We start from the raw sequence: 16,189 nt of genomic DNA, 5'->3' as shown, positions 1-16,189 counted from the left end.
GTGGATGGGCTCAGCCTTTCGGGGTAATCGGCCAGTCGTCGGGGTAGAGGTGGGCATGCGCTTGTTTCTGTTCGTCGAGCAACTTGCGTGAACGTTTGGACAGCCTGTCGCCGAAAACAGTGCCGTTGAGGTGGTCGGTCTCGTGTTGCACACAGCGGGCCAATAACCCGGTGGCCTCGATGCGTACCGGATTGCCGTTCTCATCAACCCCTTCGCACACCGCCTTGTCCGGGCGGGCTAGCGGTTGATAGGACCCCGGCCACGACAGGCATCCTTCCTCGGTGGCATCTAGATGACGATCCCGGCCCTCCGGCAGGGTGACCATCGGATTGCACATCACTCCGTGGCGGATCCGGTCGTTACCGTCGGGGCAGCAGAAGGTGAATACCGCCAGGTCAGCATCGACCTGGGGTCCGGCCAGCCCGACCCCGTCGGCGGCGATCATTGTCGCGAACATGTCAGCCACCAGCTGATGCAATTCCGGACCGAAATCGGTGACGGGTCGGGTGGGGGTATGCATCACGGGTTCGTCCCACCGGGTGATCCGTAGAATCCGCCCTTTGGCCGCCCACTCTTGCGGGGTCGCCATGTTCCACCATCCTTCCTCGCCGACACGCGATGTGTTGGTGGCCTAAATCTATATCCACCCCTGTGCCGCCATAACCCGAGGTCTGCTCGGGGTACGTGGGAACTTGGGTGGTGGTGGCGGCACAATGGAGTGGTGCAGGACGATGAGATGGAAGAATTGCCCGTATGGGCGACCCAGGTGATCGACGAGTTCTGCCGACACCTCAGCTTGGAACGGGATAGATCGGCCCACACCGTTCGGGCCTATCGCAGCGATCTGATCGCCATGCTTCAGGCGATGGTTGCCCGGGGCATCACTCGCATTGACCGGATCGCCCTCGTTGATCTGCGGACCTGGCTTGCTGCCCAACGACGCAACGGTTCGGCCTCCACCTCGATGCAACGCCGAGCATCGGCGATCAGGACCTTTTTTGACTGGGCCCGACGTAACCAACTCGTGACGATCGACCCGGCAGCGGGGCTCAAATCACCGAAAATACCGCGCAGACTCCCGCGCACCCTCACCCGCAACGACACCGCCGAACTAATGGTCGCAGTTCTCGACGCGGCGAGCATCGACGAGACTCCCGCAGGGGCACGTAATGTGGCAATCCTCGAGCTGCTCTATAGCTCCGGATTGCGTGTGTCGGAGTTGTGCGGGCTCAACTTGGGCGATCTGGATCGGGAACGAAACTTGGTGAGCGTTGTGGGCAAGGGCAACAAACAACGCGCGGTCCCGGTGGGTGCCCCAGCTCTCGACGCAGTCGATGCCTGGTGTACCCGACGAGGGGAGTGGGTGACTCCCAGTTCCGGGGCCGCACTGTTTCTCGGGCGCCGGGGAGCACGAATCGATCCGCGGGTGGTGCGTCGGGTGGTGCACGAGGCGATGCGCGCGATACCCGATGCTCCAGATACCGGGCCTCATGGGTTGCGGCATGCAATGGCGACCCATCTGCTGGAGGGCGGTGCGGATCTGCGTAGCGTCCAGGAAATGCTTGGACATGCATCCCTGGCAACCACTCAGATCTATACCCACGTCACTTCCCAGCGGCTGCGTCAGGTCTTCGACCAGGCCCATCCTCGTGCTTGACCATCCGATCCACCGGGTTAATCCATAGCCGGGGTCCTGGGCTTGCTGCCTTGCAACATGACGGTATTCAGTGCACCCCCAGGGGATCGACGGTGATGTCGTTGCGCACCATTGAGTAGTGCAGATGGCAGCCGGTTGAGTATCCGGTCGTGCCGACTGCACCTACGATGCTGCCCGCAGTGAGTTGCTGCCCACCTGACACATCGATTCGTTCTAAGTGGGAATAGGACGTGGATAGACCATTGCCGTGGTCCACCTCCACCCGCAACCCGAAACCGCCCACCGTGGTCGCCCGTCGCACAATCCCAGCCCACAAGGTGGCTACCGGGGTACCGCAGTTCGCCCCGATGTCGACACCGTCGTGGAACTCCTGACGGCCACTGATCGGATTGGTCCGTGGCCCGAATCCTGAGGTGATCGGGCCCGGCACCGGGAGATCACCGGTCGGCATGATGCCGGTGCCACCAAACGGCGGGGTGACGCGTGGAGTGGCGTCGGCGCTCAGCAAACGTACCCGGGGTGTGTCCCCACCCAGCCAGACGAGGGGGTCCAGATAGGTTTCCCCGCGGCGGACTCCCCAGTGAAGGCAGACATCACTACCGTCGCAGTGGCCGGTGACGAGAATGGCTACCGGTTGGCCGGCGAAGACTACCGCACCGGTGGCGAGTGAGGTGGTGACCGGCTGGAAGGTAGAACGCGTGCCGTCGGGGTGCTGGATCGACATCATCGGCACCCCGTTGATCCGTCCGACCCATGAGACCACCCCAGATTCGGGGGAGACCACCTGCTGCCCTTCGATACCGGCGAGATCCACTCCCCGATGACCGGGGGACCAGTCGGACTCGCCCATCTGGAAACGACGCAGTATCTTGCCCGCAACAGGAATCACCCGTCCCGGCGATGCGGGATTACCGTGAGCCTCGGAAATGTCAGATGTGCACAGCAGGCCTGCCAGCACGATGATGAGCAGCAGTTTTCTCATGCCCTGAGGATCGTCGTCGAGGTTCCCGGATGTTCAGATCACCGAGGGTCTGTGCACAACCATGAGCTCGGACTGCACCGGATTGCCGGATCGTCAGCCGGGGCATATGATGACCGGGCAGCTCGTTTCGGCGAGTTGACGTCGCATGCATATTTTCGGATGTCACATCCGGGGAACTGGGCACGGTCCGCACATGTGTCACCACACATGTCGGCGCTTGGTTCTGATGCATCAGGGAAACCCGGGAGAGCCTGGGATTCGTCGAACCACGTGGGCTGATGCCCACCCGAATGGCCGGATTCCCCGGGCACGAATGCTCGGAAGTCCGGTAGGAAAGGACCACCATGGCCGTCGTGACCACGCGCCAGCTCTTGGAGAGCGGTGTCCACTTCGGACACCAGACTCGTCGTTGGAACCCGAAGATGAAGCGTTTCATTTTCAACGAGCGAAACGGCATCTACATCATCGACGTCCGCAAGTCGCTGACCTACATTGATCGCGCTTATGCCTACGTCTCTTCCTTGGTTGCCCGTGGCGGGCAGATACTGTTCGTCGGTACCAAGAAGCAGGCCCAGGAGTCTATTGCCGAGCAAGCCACTCGGGTCGGTATGCCCTACGTGAACCAGCGTTGGTTGGGCGGCATGCTGACTAACCATCAGACCATCTCCAAGCGCACCGCTCGTCTCAAGGAACTTGAGTCGATGGACTTGGAGAACGTCGTTCCGGGGGGGCTCACTAAAAAGGAACTGCTCGGTCTGCGCCGCGAGAAGGACAAGTTGGAGAAGTCCCTCGGTGGCATCCGTGACATGGTTGGGCTTCCCCAGGCTGTGTGGGTAGTCGACACCAAGAAGGAACATTTGGCCATTGACGAGGCCCGCAAGTTGCACATCCCGGTCGTCGCCATTTTGGACACCAACTGCGATCCCGACGAGGTCGATCACCCAATACCAGGTAATGACGACGCCATCCGTTCGGTGTCCCTGCTGACCCGTATCATCGCCGACGCCGTCGCCGACGGTCTGGTTGCCCGCTCCACCGGTGGCGTCACTTCCCCGGATCAGCCGGCCGCCGAGCCCATGCCAGACTGGGAGCGCGAACTCCTCGGAGCTTCTGAGCAAGCCGAGGCCATTGAGGATGTCGATTCCTCCTCCAGCGAGACCAACTGACCCGACACCACTTCCCACAAGACAGGAAACAGCAATGGCTATCACCGCCGCTGATGTGAAAAAACTGCGCGACATGACTGGCGCCGGCATGATGGACGCAAAGAAGGCTCTCACCGAGGCCGAGGGCGACTTTGAGCGCGCCGTCGAGTTGCTCCGTGTGTCGGGTGCAGCCAAGGCCGCCAAGCGTTCGGACCGCTCGGCGAACAATGGTCTGGTCGCAGCCAAGGGCTCGTCGTTGATCCAGTTCTCCTCCGAGACCGATTTCGTCGCCAAGAACCAGGAGTTCGTCGACCTAGCCGATGCGATCGTTACCGCCGTGGAGGACGCGAAGGTCTCCGATGCCGATTCCGCCCTGGCTCTGCCGTTGGGTGACACCACCATCGCCGACGCCGTGGCGGCCCTTGAGGCCAAGATCGGCGAGAAGCTGGTGCTGGCGAACGTCGCCCGTTTCGACGGCAACGTCCACACCTACCTGCACCGTCGTGCCCAGGATCTGCCTCCGCAGGTTGGTGTCCTGGTCGAGTACGAGGGCGACAACGCCGAGTTCGTCCACGGTGTCGCCCTGCAGATCGCCTCAATGCGTCCCGATTACGTTTCTCGTGAAGATGTTCCGGCCGAGGTTGTCGGGCGCGAGCAGCGGATTGCCGAGGAGACCGCCCTTGAGGAGGGCAAGCCCGAGAAGATCATCCCGAGGATCGTCGAGGGCCGCGTGAATGGCTTCTACAAAGAGACCGTCCTGCTCGAACAGCAGTCGATCTCCGACGACAAGAAGACCGTTGGCAAGCTTGCCGCGGATGCGGGTGTGACCATCAAACGCTTCGTGCGTTTCGTTGTCGGCGCCTGATTACTGGCATTTGGTGAGGGGCGGTCCTGCAGGACCGCCCCTTCCTCTTGCCCGGGCGTAAGGAGGTACCAAATGGTCTTGGAGGCTCGTACGTCGCTAGAGTGGTCGCCAACCACTTCGAGCCTCGGAGGTTTGTCGATGACCGAACCCTACAAGCGTGTACTGCTCAAGCTCTCCGGGGAGGCCTTCGGTGGGGGACGGCTCGGCGTCGATCCTCTTGTCGTGCGATCGGTCGCCAAACAGATCGCCAGCCTAATCGCCAATGGCACCCAAGTGGCTGTCGTCGTCGGTGGCGGCAACTACTTTCGTGGGGCCGAACTGCAACGTGGTGGCATGGACCGAGATCGTGCCGACTACATCGGCATGCTGGGAACCGTAATGAACTCGCTGGCCCTGCAAGACTTCCTGGAAAAGGAAGGAGCACCCACCCGGGTGCAGTCGGCTATCACGATGGGGCAGGTCGCCGAGCCTTACATCCCGCGCCGTGCCGAACGCCATTTGGAAAAGGGGCGCGTGGTCATCTTTGGTGCAGGCTCGGGGATGCCTTATTTTTCCACCGACACGGTCGCAGCGCAGCGGGCCTTGGAGATCGCGGCTGAGATCCTGTTGATGGGCAAGAATGGCGTGGATGCGGTCTACGATTCCGATCCCAAGACGAACCCGGATGCGAAACGTTTCGAGGAGCTCACCTACGATGAATTCCTCACCGCTGGGCTCAAGGTCGCAGATGCCACGGCCATCTCCCTGGCTCGTGACAACCACCTGGACATGCTCTTCTTCGGTCTCGACGATGAGTCGAACATTGGTCGGGCAGTGGCCGGCGAGCGCATCGGCACTTGGGTCCACCCCTGACCAGCCAGAATCACCATCACTATTCCGGAAGGCAAACACGTGATCGACGATATTCTCAACCAAGCAGTGAAGAAGATGAGCAGTGCCATCGACTTCGCTCGTTCGGACTTCGCCACGGTGCGCACCGGGCGCGCCACTCCCGCCATGTTCGACAAGATCCAGGCCGAATACTACGGCATTCCCACGCCGCTGCAGCAACTGGCTACCTTCCAGTCGCCGGAGCCACGCGTAATGTTGATCAACCCCTTCGATGCATCTGCGCTAAATGCCATCGAGAAGGCCATCCGGGATTCCGATTTAGGAGTGAATCCGGCCTCCGACGGGAAGTCCATCCGCGTTGTGTTGCCCGAGCTCACTGAGGAGCGCCGCAAAGAGTACATCAAGATCGTCAAGGCTAAGGCCGAAGATGCCAAGATTTCCATCCGCGGTGTGCGACGCAACGCCATCGACCAGATCAAGAAGGCTGAGAAGGACAAGGAGGTCGGCGAGGACGAGGCCAAGAAGGCCGAGAGGCGCCTCGATGATGAGACCAAGAAGGCCACCGAGGAGATCGACAAGTTACTGAAGGCCAAAGAGGCCGAGCTGATGGCGGTCTGAGATGTCGGACGAACGGGGGCCCGCCAGACGCGGGGAACCCACCGGAGGTCCAGCCAGAGGGATGCCAGCCCGTCCCGCGTCCACCCTACCGGAGGCAATGGTGGTCAGTGTTCCCGCCGAACCAAGGCGACGCACCACCGGCAGGAATCTGCCGGTGGCGATCGCCTCGGCCATCATCTTGTACGCGTGGATCCTAGGGTCCCTGCTGCTATGGCACTGGGGGTTCATCGCCTTCCTGATCGCCTGTGCCCTGGCCGGTGGATTTGAACTGACCCGAGCCTTTAGCAGGCGCCGGATGCATGCCGCTTTCACGCCGATTGCTATCGGTTCGCCGCTGACCCTAGCCATCGGCTACATCGTTGCTTTGCGATGGGGAATGACTGCCGGATTCGGGACGGTGCTCGCCGCGCTCACCTTGATGGTCATCGCATGTCTCGTCGTGAGGCTGCGGGGGCCGGTGGAAGGATTCATGCGCGACGCATCGGCCTCACTGTTCATCATTGGTTATTTGCCGATGCTGTTATCCACGCTGATGCTGTTGTTGGTTCAACCCGAGGGCCATTTACGGTTGATCCTCTACTTCCTGCTGGTGCCCGGCTCCGACACTGCCGCCTATGCGGTAGGTTCCTTGGCGGGGCGCCGCAGGATGGTGCCCCACATCTCCCCGAGTAAGACTTGGGAGGGAACCCTGGGAGCTGTCGCCATCACCGGTCTGGTGGGTGCCATCATCGCCCCGCTGATGATTGGTGCCAGCTGGTGGGCCGGGATCATCATCGGCGTGCTGCTATCTATTGCGGCGACCGTCGGTGACTTGATCGAGTCGATGCTCAAGCGTCAGGCAGGTATCAAGGACATGGGCCGGGTGATCCCCGGGCACGGGGGAGCGATGGACCGGCTGGATTCCCTGCTGATTGCCGCCCCGCTTGCTTGGTTGTCGATGTTGTTGTTGGTTGGATGATCGTGACGGAACCGATCGACTTCACCGGAAAATTCAATCCCAGGCGTCCCAAGCCCCCCGGACACTGGATGGACATGGGGGTCGATGAGCGTGTCGAGGCAGTCGTCGGGGCCGGCCTGCCCAAGTTCCGGGCAAGGCAGATTTCCACCAATTGGTTCGCTCGTTCGTCGAATGACCCGTCGAGTTGGACCGATCTGCCACGAGAGGTCCGGGACCAAGTTGCTGAGAAGTGGTTCCCGACCCTGCTGACTAACCTCAGGGACCTCATTGCGGATGAGGGTATGACCGTCAAGACGGGATGGCGGGCCTTTGATGGAGCCCTCATCGAATCGGTTCTCATGCGCTATCCGGGACGCACCACGATCTGCATCTCCTCCGAGGCAGGGTGCGGGATGGCCTGCCCGTTCTGTGCCACAGGTCAAGGTGGGCTGCAACGTAATCTGACCACTGCAGAGATCATATGGCAGGTGCACGATGCGGCCCGACGACTGGGGGCAGGCGAGTTACCCGGGGGGCCAGGTCGGATCAACAACGTCGTCTTCATGGGTATGGGCGAGCCGATGGCCAACTACCGGGCGGTGGTTAACGCGATCCGAACTATTCACGCCCCGGTTCCCGACGGGCTGGGAATCTCGGCACGCGGCATCACTGTGTCTACCGTCGGCATGGTTCCACGGATGGAGCAACTGGCCACCGAGGGGCTTCCAGTGACCCTTGCCGTTTCACTACACGCACCCGACGACGAACTGCGTGATGAAATCGTGCCGTTGAACAAGCATTTCAATGTCGACGCTGTGCTCGACGCGGCATGGAACCATGCCCGGGTGACCCGTCGCAGGGTGTCCATCGAATACATCCTGATCAAGGATATCAACGACCAATCATGGCGGGCGGATCTGCTGGCCAAACGCCTAAAATCCCGTGGTGACTTCGGCTGGTTCCACGTGAACCTGATTCCGCTCAACCCCACGCCGGGATCCAGGTGGACTGCCTCACGACGCGAGGACGAGAAAGCATTTGTCGCCCACCTTGAATGCGCCGGGGTTCCAGTGACGGTACGCGATACCCGCGGCTCGGACATCGACGGTGCCTGTGGGCAGTTGGCTGCGAACCTAGATAGTGCAGAAGCCGAGTTTGTCTGAGGGCGTTGATGCGTCATGCATCCCACGGTGTGGTTTCTCAGTTATGGATGGCATTCAACCGGACAGTGATCGTGGTTAGGACGAGCGGGTCACGTCGATGCCGCGGTCGGTCCGCAGCTCGAGTAGATGATCGGCGGCCTCGTCGACTTCGCCGACTAGTTTGATCCGTTCGCCCAGGGTGCGCTCGCGCCCCAGCAGGGAGATGAGCGGCCACACCGGCAGTGTCTCGGTCCAGTACTCGACGCCGACGAAGACCATGGGCACCACCCCCGAGGGATCGGCAGCGTAGTAATTGGCGGTGGCGGCTTGGAAGACTTCCTGGACGGTACCTGCGGCTCCGGGAAGGTAGACGATGCCGCCACGGCACTGGGCCAACAGGATGTCTTCACGCAGGGCGTTGGAGAAATACTTGGCGATCACCGATGCGAAGACATTGGTCGGTTCGTGGCCATAGAACCACGTCGGGATGCCTACTGAGCGTCCCGTGGGATGGGTAGATGCGAGCACTTCCAGGGCGGAGGCCACCCACATCGTCGGGTCGGCGATGAAATCAGGGAAGGTCATTAAATGGTTGATGGCCTGGCGTAGGACCGCTGGTTGTCCCGCGAGGTGGGCGCCGAGATTGGCTGCCTCCATGGCTCCTGGCCCACCCCCGGTGAGGATTGTGCACCCGGCCCGGGACAACCGGGAAGCCAGCCGGGCAGCGCCGAGATAACCGTCGGAGTCGCGTTGCAGGGCATGACCGCCCATGATCCCCACTGTGTCGCCGGGAGCGATATCGGCCAAGTACTCCAGCAGTGCATCGGTGATGGCGTGGTCATGCAGGCTCATCGCCAGGGTGTCCTCCAGCGGGGTGGGCTTAGGGCGGGAGGTATACCAGGCGTAGATCTGGGCATCGGTGGTATTGGCGTAGACAGCACCAGTGCTCAGCTCTCCGTACAGGCCGGTGGCCGACCACAGTCGCGCCCGGTAGGGGTCGAAGGGAAGATCGGGCAGGGTAGGGAAGATCAGGGCTCCCCGCTCCTGGAGGTCCTCGATAACGCCATCGGCGAATCGACAGCCCAGGAAAATCGCCGCGTGCGGATCGAGCCGGGTCAGGTCGGCGGAGCGTTCGGTGAGGTCCACGGACTGCACCACCCAACCAGTGATTGCCCCGACGCCGCTGACGTGGATGTCCCACTGCTCCAAGGACTCGATCTCCAAGGTGGGCATGTGGCTGGTGTTCATCGTTCTCCTCGTCGGGGTTGAACCAACCCTACCGGTTGGCGGGTTCCGGCATTGGTGCAAGACTGAGCGGGTGATCAGTGTCATCGTCATCGGTCCTCGCTCCATCCGGGGCGTCGAGATCCTTGCCCACATTGGCGCCCACCGTGGTGATTTCATGATTGATGGGCTGGTCGATGACGGCGCAGACCCCGATCGGCTCGCTGAACTCGTCATGGATTTCACTCCGCTGCGCTTGGGGATCACTGACGAGTACGCGGAGCTTCTCTATCGCTCCCGGCATCGGGAGATGGCCACTGATGCAGGCATCCTTGATTGGGAACTTCCCGAGGTCGAGGTCCGTACCGGCAGCGATGCCGTCCAGGGTGTCGTGGACATCGGCTGTGACGTCGTGATCATTTGCGATGCGAAACTCATCAGTGATCCCAGTCGGCTCAACTGGACCGGTGTCGGCCGTATCGTCGCTTGGCAGCCCCTGGAGATCGACGGATTGATCTTGGCAACCGGTGACCCCGGTGTGGACCTAGTGGCCTGAGCTATCGGGTTTGCTGAGGCTGGTCACAGTTCTGGGTGTACAGCCGTCGACCCGGCTAGTCTGGACATGCAATTGATCTGAGGAAGTGAAGTCGATGAGCATCAATCTGGGAACCCCGGCCGTGGAGAGCCCGCGAGTACTAGCCACGCGCAGGGTCACCCGAAAGGTCCGGGTCGGCGACCGCTGGGTTGGTGGTGATGCGCCGGTCTCGGTGCAGTCGATGACCACCACACTCACCTCGGACATCAATGCCACTCTGCAACAGATCGCGGAACTCACCGCTGCTGGTTGCGACATCGTGCGAGTCGCGGTTCCCTCCCAGGATGACGCGGATGCTCTTCCTGCGATCGCTGCGAAATCGAAGATCCCCGTCGTTGCAGATATTCACTTCCAGCCCCGCTATGTCTTTGCAGCTATTGATGCAGGATGCGCTGGGGTCCGGGTCAACCCGGGTAACATCAAGGCCTTCGACGACAAGATCGCTGACATCGCCATCGCTGCGCGCCAGAATGGTACCGGGCTGCGCATCGGGATCAACGCTGGATCCTTGGACAAGCGACTCATGGTCATGTACAAATCGGACCCGGCTGGGGCCTTGGTGCAATCGGCTCTCAACGAGGCGAAGCTCTTCGAGGAAGTTGATTTCCACGATTTCGTGATCTCGGTCAAGCATCACGATCCGGTGATCATGGTGGAGGCTTATCGCAGGCTTTCCTCGGCATGTGACTATCCATTGCACTTGGGAGTCACCGAGGCCGGGCCCGCCTTCCAGGGAACCATCAAATCCTCGGTGGCTTTCGGCGCCTTGCTCGCCGAGGGGATCGGAGACACCATCCGGGTTTCCCTGTCTGCACCGCCGGTGGAAGAGGTCAAGGTTGGCATCAAGATTCTCGAGTCACTCAACTTGCGTCCGCGCCAGTTTGAGATTGTCTCCTGCCCCTCTTGTGGCCGGGCTCAGGTCGACGTTTACACCTTGGCCGCCGATGTCAACGAAGCACTGAAACATTTCGCGGTACCGATCCGGGTCGCGGTGATGGGGTGTGTGGTGAATGGCCCTGGTGAGGCTCGCGAGGCGGATCTCGGGGTGGCTTCAGGTAACGGGCGCGGTCAGATCTTCGTGAAGGGCGAGGTCATCGCCACGGTGCCGGAAAACCAGATCGTGGAGACCCTTATCACCGAGGCGAACAAAATCGCCGATTCCTTCACTTCCTCCGGCACCCCCGATGTGGTCATCAGTTGACCGAAACCATTAGGGTTCTCGGCAACCGCGACGTCCCGGAACTGGATGCGCTGCTCGCCACTGATCCGGTCCGCAACCTGTTCGTTGCCTCACGCATCCGCAATGTGGGTCTGGATCCCGCGGTACTGGGCTGCGCGATCTACGGACGCTTCGATGAGGGCAAGCTGATTAGTGCCTGCCACGCGGGAGCGAACCTGGTACCGATCAATATCGGCCCCGGCGATTTGGATACTTTCGCCAGGATCATCGGATCCCGCCGGGCAACTGCCTCCATCATGGGGGATGCCACCCAGGTAATGGGGTTGCACGCGAGTCTGGTGGAGCACTGGGGACGAGCTTGGGGACAGGTCCGTGAGATCCGCGCTCACCAGCCGCTCCTGGTCATTGATGAGGACCCGGTGGTTCCCGGGGACCCGCGGGTGCACACCATCACCGAACAGAACTACGGTCCCTATCTGGACGCCGCCGTTGCCATGTACACCGAGGAGGTCGGAATCTCCCCGATGGGCATTGGCAGTACCTACCGGCACTACGTGCGCAATCTGATCCATACCGGGAGGGCGATGGGTGCAGTGCATGGCAACCGGGTGTGGTTTAAATCCGATGTTGGGGCCGCCTGTGGCAGCCACTGCCAGATCCAGGGAGTGTGGCTGCACCCGCAACTGCGGGGGCGTGGCCTGTCGGAGGCAGCCATGTCCCAAGCGGTGCGCATCGCCCGCCGGATGCATCCGATTGTCTCCCTGTACGTCAACGATTTCAACGCCCCGGCGCGCGCCCTTTACACGGCCCTGGGATTCCGGCAGGTGGGGGAATTCGCCACCATCTTGTACTGAACCTTCCTTGGTGCCGCACACTGGGGGCATGCAAGTCCACATCAGGCACAACCCATCCTTCGCCGTCGCACGGGTGCTGCTGGCCCCCACCGAGCCGGTGCACATCCTGTCAGGAGCGATGATGGCCCATAGTCCGGGCATGAGCATTGATGCTCGCGCCGAAGGTGGGCTGTTGAGCGGCCTGTCACGTGAAATTTTCGCAGGAGCTTCCACATTCACCACGACGATGACCGCCCCGCCTCAAGGTGGTTGGGTGGATCTGACCAGCGTGCTGCCCGGGGACGTGCTGTCCCTCCCGATCAGCCCGGACCGTGCCTTCTTCCTCACCCGGGGTGCTTGGCTTGGGAATTCCCACGGGGTTGTCACGGACACCCACTGGGGCGGGATCGCCAATTTGCTTGGTGGCGAGGGAGGTTTTGGGCTGCGTGCCTGGGGACAGGGAGAAGTGCTCCTCTCGGTCTATGGTGCCCTGGACGTGTGTGATCTCGCTCCTGGGGAGCAGGTGGTGATCGATTCTGGTCATGTGGTCGCCTATGACCTCGGCATGAGGTTCCAACTGCGGAAAGCTTCGGCGAGTGGTTTGTGGAACTCACTTAAATCCGGTGAGGGGTATGTTTTCGATTTCTTAGGCCCGGGACGGGTCTACCTTCAGTCCCGCAATCCGGCCGCTTTTGATGCATACGTGCGTGAGCAGGTTCCCTCGGAGTGATCACTGTTCGGCGCGGCGCAAGAAGTCTTCGACCAGATCAGGGCGTACGTGACCACGTTCCAACACGATAACCCGGTCGGCATCGGCCAGCCCTCGCATGGTATGTGTGGCTTCAATGATGGTCGTGTCCGGAAGTGCGCACCGCAGATTGTTTCGCACCCGGTCTGCGAGATCTGGATCCAGGTGGGCCGTGAATTCGTCGAGCAGCAGCAGGTCGGGGGAATGTAATAGGGCTCTGGCCAAGGCGATCCGCTGGCGCTGACCACCCGACAACGTGGTCGCGTGTTCTCCGATCCGGGTGTCCAGGCCGTGGGGCAGCTCTCGGACCTCATCAGCGATGCTCGCGATTTCGAGGACCTCCCACAACCGGGAATCTGGCACATAACCGAGCCCCAGGGTGAGGTTGTCGCGGATGCCGGTATTGAACAGGAAACTGGATTGGGAGACCAGTTGTGCTCGGGTGTGCAGATCTGCTGGGTTTGTCCTGCGCAGGTCAACCCCACCGACAATGACCTGGCCGTTACTCGGGTCGTCGAACCGCAAGGCCAGCTCCAGCAGGGTTGATTTACCGGAGCCCGATGTCCCGACCAGACATGCGTGCTCACCCCCGGGAATTTCGATGTCCACATCGACCAGTGCTGGTTCCCGGGTCACGGTGCGGCTGGAATGGGTGTGGCTCAGTTGTTGCCAATGCACCGATAAGGCGCCCAGCGGCAGAGGCAGCGGGTCAGCGACAGCGGGCGGATGGGCCGGGGCCGTCGCCAAGGCGTGAACTCGTGCAGCAGCGGCCATCGTCGTGGGCAATTCGTCGGCAAAGCCGACCAGCGGCGCCGTCGCATCGAAGCATCGCCAGGAAATTGCCGTGATCACAGCCACAAGAACCGGATCGAGATGACTGGTGGTCCCCAACCATGCCGTCATGATGAGCGTCAGTTGCTGGATTCCGAGCCTCAGTGAGTCCCGCCATGCTGCGACACCGGAGGTGCTGAGGGAGATGATTTGTTCGTCGATGTGCTCCATGGCGGCGAGCCTGTCGGGGACGTGCCCGTAGCCGGTCACCTCCGTTATTCCCTGCACCGAATCTGTGACGTGCTGGGCCAAGCGGCCGCGGACCCGGGCAATCTGCTCCGCGGTGATGCGTTGCCGTCTACCGCCGATGCGGGGAATCAACATCCCGCTGAGAAGTAGCATCATGGCGACGAATGCGGCGATCCTCCAGTCGCCCGCCGCAGCGATAGCCCCGACACCAGCGATCGGAATGGTTACCGCCGTGGTCGCTGGCGGGAAGGTATGGGCAAAGAACACTTCGATCCGGTCGATGTCCTTGGTGGCTCGGACCAGGACATCGCCCGAACCCCGTTGACGCCGGATGACTGTCGCCTGCGGCACCAGGGTCTGGTAGAGCTCAATGCGTAATAGTTCCAGGGCCTTGAAGGCGACGAGATGCCCGCAGAACTGTTCCAAGTAACGAAACAGCCCCTTGGCTGCCGAAAGGATGACCAGAACCACCACCAACTCGGTCATGCTGGTAACCAGCAGATGGGAGACCGTTGCGCCCGCGAAGCGAGCGGCGATCCCCGTCACCGCCGCGGCGCAGATTGACAACAGGGCAACCGCACAGATCTGGTCGAGGTGCCGGAAAAGGACGGCAGCACCCAACGGGCGCAACACTGGCCGAGACACACGCAGTAACCAGGTGACGACGGGGTCTTTCATTGATGGGTCTCCTCAAGGTGGCCGTCGACCATGGTTAGCAGCCGGTCGGCCGGGCGGATGGCGGTTGCCCGATGGGTGGTCATGACGATGGTTCGATCGGTCAGGGAGTTGATGGCTTCCATGATCACCCGCTCCGATTCCAGATCCACCTGAGAGGTCGGTTCGTCTAGCAACAGCAATTGCCGACCCGAGACGATGGCCCGGGCCAGCGAGAGTCGTTGGGCCTGGCCCCCGGAGACTGCAACCCCTTGTTCTCCGACCTGGGTGTCTAGACCGGCGGGGAGCCGACGGGCCCAGTCGGCCAATCCGACTGCATCCAATGCATCCCACAGTTCCCGGTCATCAGCCTTTGGGGCGCCGACCCGCAGATTCTCTGCTAAACAGGTCCGAAACAACCAGGTGTGCTGGTTGACCAGGGCGCTGGTTGATCGAATCAGGTCCCGGGTTTTGGGGGCCAAGAGCACTCCGTTGATTTTCAGCGACGCGTCGTCCGGCACCAAGTCGCCAGCCAGAAGGGATAACAAGGTTGACTTGCCGGAACCTGAAGCTCCGAGAATCGTGATTCGGTGTCCCCGGGGCACATCGAGGTCAAGATCGATGAGCACCGGGGAACGTCCGGGATATGCGAAGTTGAGGCCGCGGATCGCGATCATGCTCTGATCTGCCAACCCGGTGGATTCTCCGATGGCGGTGGTACCCGAGGTACTGGGGATATCCAGCAGTGCATCGATTCGACGGGAAGCAGCACGTCCGGACATGCCGATGTAGAAGAATCCGCCGATCATTTCCATCGGCGCACACAACAGTACGCCAAGCAACACGATGCCCAGAGCCCCGCCGGCATCGATCTGCCCGGTCAACAACCGCCACCAGGCGATCGCGCCGCTGGCACTGACCATGAACAAGGAGAAAGCTAGATCGGCTACCAGTAGGACAAGCTGGTTGCGGGCCAGCAGCGACATCGTGTGTCGGCGGTTGCGCTCACCGGCCTCGGCCAGACGTTGGCCCATGACGGCGGTGGCCCCCAGTACGGTGAGCGTGACCAGACCTTGGATGGCCTCCATGAAGCGGGATGCGAGGTGGGCCTTGGCGCGGCGGGACTCACCAGAAACCTTGCGGAAGGCACGCTGGAAACCACCGACCGTTAAAGGGATGAAGGGGACACAGCAGGCGAGTACCAGTGCCGAGAGCGGATCAATGGCAACGGCGAGGACTCCAAGGACCACAATCGGTGAAACCATCGCCCCCAGCATCGGACCCCGGAAACCCTGTTCCCACTTAGACAACCGCTCGATGCCATCGGTCAGCAGCGAAACCATCGCTCCCGACCCGTCCGGCTCGTCATCAAGCGAGCCGACAGGTCCCAGATCGAAAAGCTTGATCAGGGCAAGTTGACGGATGCTCGCCTGATGGTTTGCCACTGCTCGTCCGGTTACCCAGGAGGAGAACCAAGTGGTGACCATAGCCAACCCAACTCCTGTTAGTGACATCGCCACTGGCTGTGTCACCTGCTGTTGGGTGATCGTGGCCGTGATGAGCCGTCCGAGGCCCACCATGGTGACAGCAAGTCCGAAGGTCGTCAGCAACCGGGCGGTAACTTGGACCTGCACGACTCGCGTCGCGGCCCGTTGCTCGGGTCGTCGTTCGCGATGCCTGCCGGGAATCATTGAGCCGTCCTTCCTAATTCTTTTTGTCCGTGCTTCTCCGTGCTGAGCGCAGTAGGTTTGATCGGCT

Annotated in this window: 16 protein-coding genes; 11 read left to right on the top strand and 5 right to left on the bottom strand. The window is 61.6% G+C overall.

Translation table 11 applies throughout. The annotated features are described in order from the left end of the window. Positions 1-10: 10 nt before the first annotated feature. Positions 11-589, bottom strand: a complete 579-nt coding sequence (gene def, locus HMPREF1531_RS11755) for a peptide deformylase (RefSeq protein ID WP_016670178.1) — start codon at positions 587-589, stop codon at positions 11-13. Between the two features lie 147 nt (positions 590-736). Here def and HMPREF1531_RS11750 point away from each other — a divergent pair, with 147 nt between their 5' ends. Continuing rightward, complete coding sequence (locus HMPREF1531_RS11750; RefSeq protein WP_016670177.1) at positions 737-1,657, top strand: tyrosine recombinase XerC; 921 nt, start codon at positions 737-739, stop codon at positions 1,655-1,657. 67 nt (positions 1,658-1,724) lie between these two features. Here the strand turns inward: HMPREF1531_RS11750 and HMPREF1531_RS13110 are convergent, their stop codons facing one another. Further along, on the bottom strand, positions 1,725-2,639 hold the full coding sequence (locus HMPREF1531_RS13110; RefSeq protein WP_016670176.1) for a peptidoglycan DD-metalloendopeptidase family protein: 915 nt from the start codon (positions 2,637-2,639) through the stop codon (positions 1,725-1,727). Positions 2,640-2,983: 344 nt separating this feature from the next. Between HMPREF1531_RS13110 and rpsB the strand changes: the two genes are divergently transcribed. The 6 genes from rpsB to rlmN all read left to right on the top strand — a co-directional run bounded on the left by rpsB (position 2,984) and on the right by rlmN (position 8,198). Further along, positions 2,984-3,805, top strand: a complete 822-nt coding sequence (rpsB, locus tag HMPREF1531_RS11735) for a 30S ribosomal protein S2 (protein ID WP_016670175.1) — start codon at positions 2,984-2,986, stop codon at positions 3,803-3,805. A 34-nt stretch (positions 3,806-3,839) separates the two neighbouring features. Beyond that, positions 3,840-4,649, top strand: a complete 810-nt coding sequence (tsf, locus tag HMPREF1531_RS11730; protein ID WP_016670174.1) for a translation elongation factor Ts — start codon at positions 3,840-3,842, stop codon at positions 4,647-4,649. Between the two features lie 138 nt (positions 4,650-4,787). Beyond that, entirely contained in the window at positions 4,788-5,501 is a 714-nt protein-coding gene (gene pyrH, locus HMPREF1531_RS11725) for a UMP kinase (RefSeq protein ID WP_036899545.1), read from the top strand. A 42-nt stretch (positions 5,502-5,543) separates the two neighbouring features. Next, a complete protein-coding gene (frr, locus tag HMPREF1531_RS11720) occupies positions 5,544-6,098 on the top strand; it encodes a ribosome recycling factor (RefSeq protein WP_198011106.1) in 555 nt (184 codons plus the stop codon). 61 nt (positions 6,099-6,159) lie between these two features. Beyond that, entirely contained in the window at positions 6,160-7,056 is an 897-nt protein-coding gene (locus HMPREF1531_RS11715; protein ID WP_198011102.1) for a phosphatidate cytidylyltransferase, read from the top strand. After that, entirely contained in the window at positions 7,053-8,198 is a 1,146-nt protein-coding gene (gene rlmN, locus HMPREF1531_RS11710; protein WP_016670170.1) for a 23S rRNA (adenine(2503)-C(2))-methyltransferase RlmN, read from the top strand. The genes HMPREF1531_RS11715 and rlmN overlap by 4 nt, the downstream gene beginning before the upstream one ends. 75 nt (positions 8,199-8,273) lie before the next feature. Here rlmN and HMPREF1531_RS11705 read toward each other — a convergent pair whose 3' ends face one another. After that, entirely contained in the window at positions 8,274-9,425 is a 1,152-nt protein-coding gene (locus HMPREF1531_RS11705) for an LOG family protein (RefSeq protein WP_016670169.1), read from the bottom strand. A 70-nt stretch (positions 9,426-9,495) separates the two neighbouring features. Between HMPREF1531_RS11705 and HMPREF1531_RS11700 the strand changes: the two genes are divergently transcribed. The 4 genes from HMPREF1531_RS11700 to HMPREF1531_RS11685 all read left to right on the top strand — a co-directional run bounded on the left by HMPREF1531_RS11700 (position 9,496) and on the right by HMPREF1531_RS11685 (position 12,739). Beyond that, positions 9,496-9,957: a hypothetical protein gene (locus HMPREF1531_RS11700; protein ID WP_016670168.1), complete on the top strand. Its 462-nt coding sequence runs from the start codon at positions 9,496-9,498 to the stop codon at positions 9,955-9,957. 94 nt (positions 9,958-10,051) lie between these two features. Next, a complete protein-coding gene (gene ispG, locus HMPREF1531_RS11695) occupies positions 10,052-11,197 on the top strand; it encodes a flavodoxin-dependent (E)-4-hydroxy-3-methylbut-2-enyl-diphosphate synthase (protein ID WP_016670167.1) in 1,146 nt (381 codons plus the stop codon). Beyond that, the gene (locus HMPREF1531_RS11690; RefSeq protein WP_016670166.1) at positions 11,194-12,030 is read left to right on the top strand and encodes a GNAT family N-acetyltransferase; all 837 of its coding nucleotides are present in this window, start codon (positions 11,194-11,196) and stop codon (positions 12,028-12,030) included. Before ispG ends, HMPREF1531_RS11690 begins: the two co-directional genes overlap by 4 nt. A 28-nt stretch (positions 12,031-12,058) precedes the next feature. Then, positions 12,059-12,739, top strand: a complete 681-nt coding sequence (locus HMPREF1531_RS11685; protein WP_016670165.1) for a TIGR00266 family protein — start codon at positions 12,059-12,061, stop codon at positions 12,737-12,739. On the opposite strand, the gene HMPREF1531_RS11680 is transcribed toward HMPREF1531_RS11685, so the two are convergent. Then, positions 12,740-14,455, bottom strand: a complete 1,716-nt coding sequence (locus tag HMPREF1531_RS11680) for an amino acid ABC transporter ATP-binding/permease protein (RefSeq protein WP_016670164.1) — start codon at positions 14,453-14,455, stop codon at positions 12,740-12,742. Next, positions 14,452-16,122, bottom strand: a complete 1,671-nt coding sequence (locus tag HMPREF1531_RS11675; RefSeq protein ID WP_016670163.1) for an ABC transporter ATP-binding protein/permease — start codon at positions 16,120-16,122, stop codon at positions 14,452-14,454. The genes HMPREF1531_RS11680 and HMPREF1531_RS11675 overlap by 4 nt, the downstream gene beginning before the upstream one ends. Between the last annotated feature and the right edge of the window lie 67 nt (positions 16,123-16,189).

The sequence above is a fragment of the Propionibacterium sp. oral taxon 192 str. F0372 genome (genome assembly GCF_000413315.1).
Lineage (GTDB): Bacteria > Actinomycetota > Actinomycetes > Propionibacteriales > Propionibacteriaceae > Brooklawnia.
This window is presented reverse-complemented; position numbering and strand designations above follow the sequence as displayed.

What these genes read in the sequence shown, in the direction of transcription:
- def (WP_016670178.1), bottom strand. Translation starts at nt 589, where the DNA reads ATGGCGACCCCGCAAGAGTGGGCGGCCAAAGGGCGGATTCTACGGATC.
- HMPREF1531_RS11750 (WP_016670177.1), top strand. Translation starts at nt 737, where the DNA reads ATGGAAGAATTGCCCGTATGGGCGACCCAGGTGATCGACGAGTTCTGC.
- HMPREF1531_RS13110 (WP_016670176.1), bottom strand. Translation starts at nt 2,639, where the DNA reads ATGAGAAAACTGCTGCTCATCATCGTGCTGGCAGGCCTGCTGTGCACA.
- rpsB (WP_016670175.1), top strand. Translation starts at nt 2,984, where the DNA reads ATGGCCGTCGTGACCACGCGCCAGCTCTTGGAGAGCGGTGTCCACTTC.
- tsf (WP_016670174.1), top strand. Translation starts at nt 3,840, where the DNA reads ATGGCTATCACCGCCGCTGATGTGAAAAAACTGCGCGACATGACTGGC.
- pyrH (WP_036899545.1), top strand. Translation starts at nt 4,788, where the DNA reads ATGACCGAACCCTACAAGCGTGTACTGCTCAAGCTCTCCGGGGAGGCC.
- HMPREF1531_RS11715 (WP_198011102.1), top strand. Translation starts at nt 6,160, where the DNA reads ATGCCAGCCCGTCCCGCGTCCACCCTACCGGAGGCAATGGTGGTCAGT.
- rlmN (WP_016670170.1), top strand. Translation starts at nt 7,053, where the DNA reads ATGATCGTGACGGAACCGATCGACTTCACCGGAAAATTCAATCCCAGG.
- HMPREF1531_RS11705 (WP_016670169.1), bottom strand. Translation starts at nt 9,425, where the DNA reads ATGAACACCAGCCACATGCCCACCTTGGAGATCGAGTCCTTGGAGCAG.
- ispG (WP_016670167.1), top strand. Translation starts at nt 10,052, where the DNA reads ATGAGCATCAATCTGGGAACCCCGGCCGTGGAGAGCCCGCGAGTACTA.
- HMPREF1531_RS11685 (WP_016670165.1), top strand. Translation starts at nt 12,059, where the DNA reads ATGCAAGTCCACATCAGGCACAACCCATCCTTCGCCGTCGCACGGGTG.
- HMPREF1531_RS11680 (WP_016670164.1), bottom strand. Translation starts at nt 14,455, where the DNA reads ATGAAAGACCCCGTCGTCACCTGGTTACTGCGTGTGTCTCGGCCAGTG.
- HMPREF1531_RS11675 (WP_016670163.1), bottom strand. Translation starts at nt 16,122, where the DNA reads ATGATTCCCGGCAGGCATCGCGAACGACGACCCGAGCAACGGGCCGCG.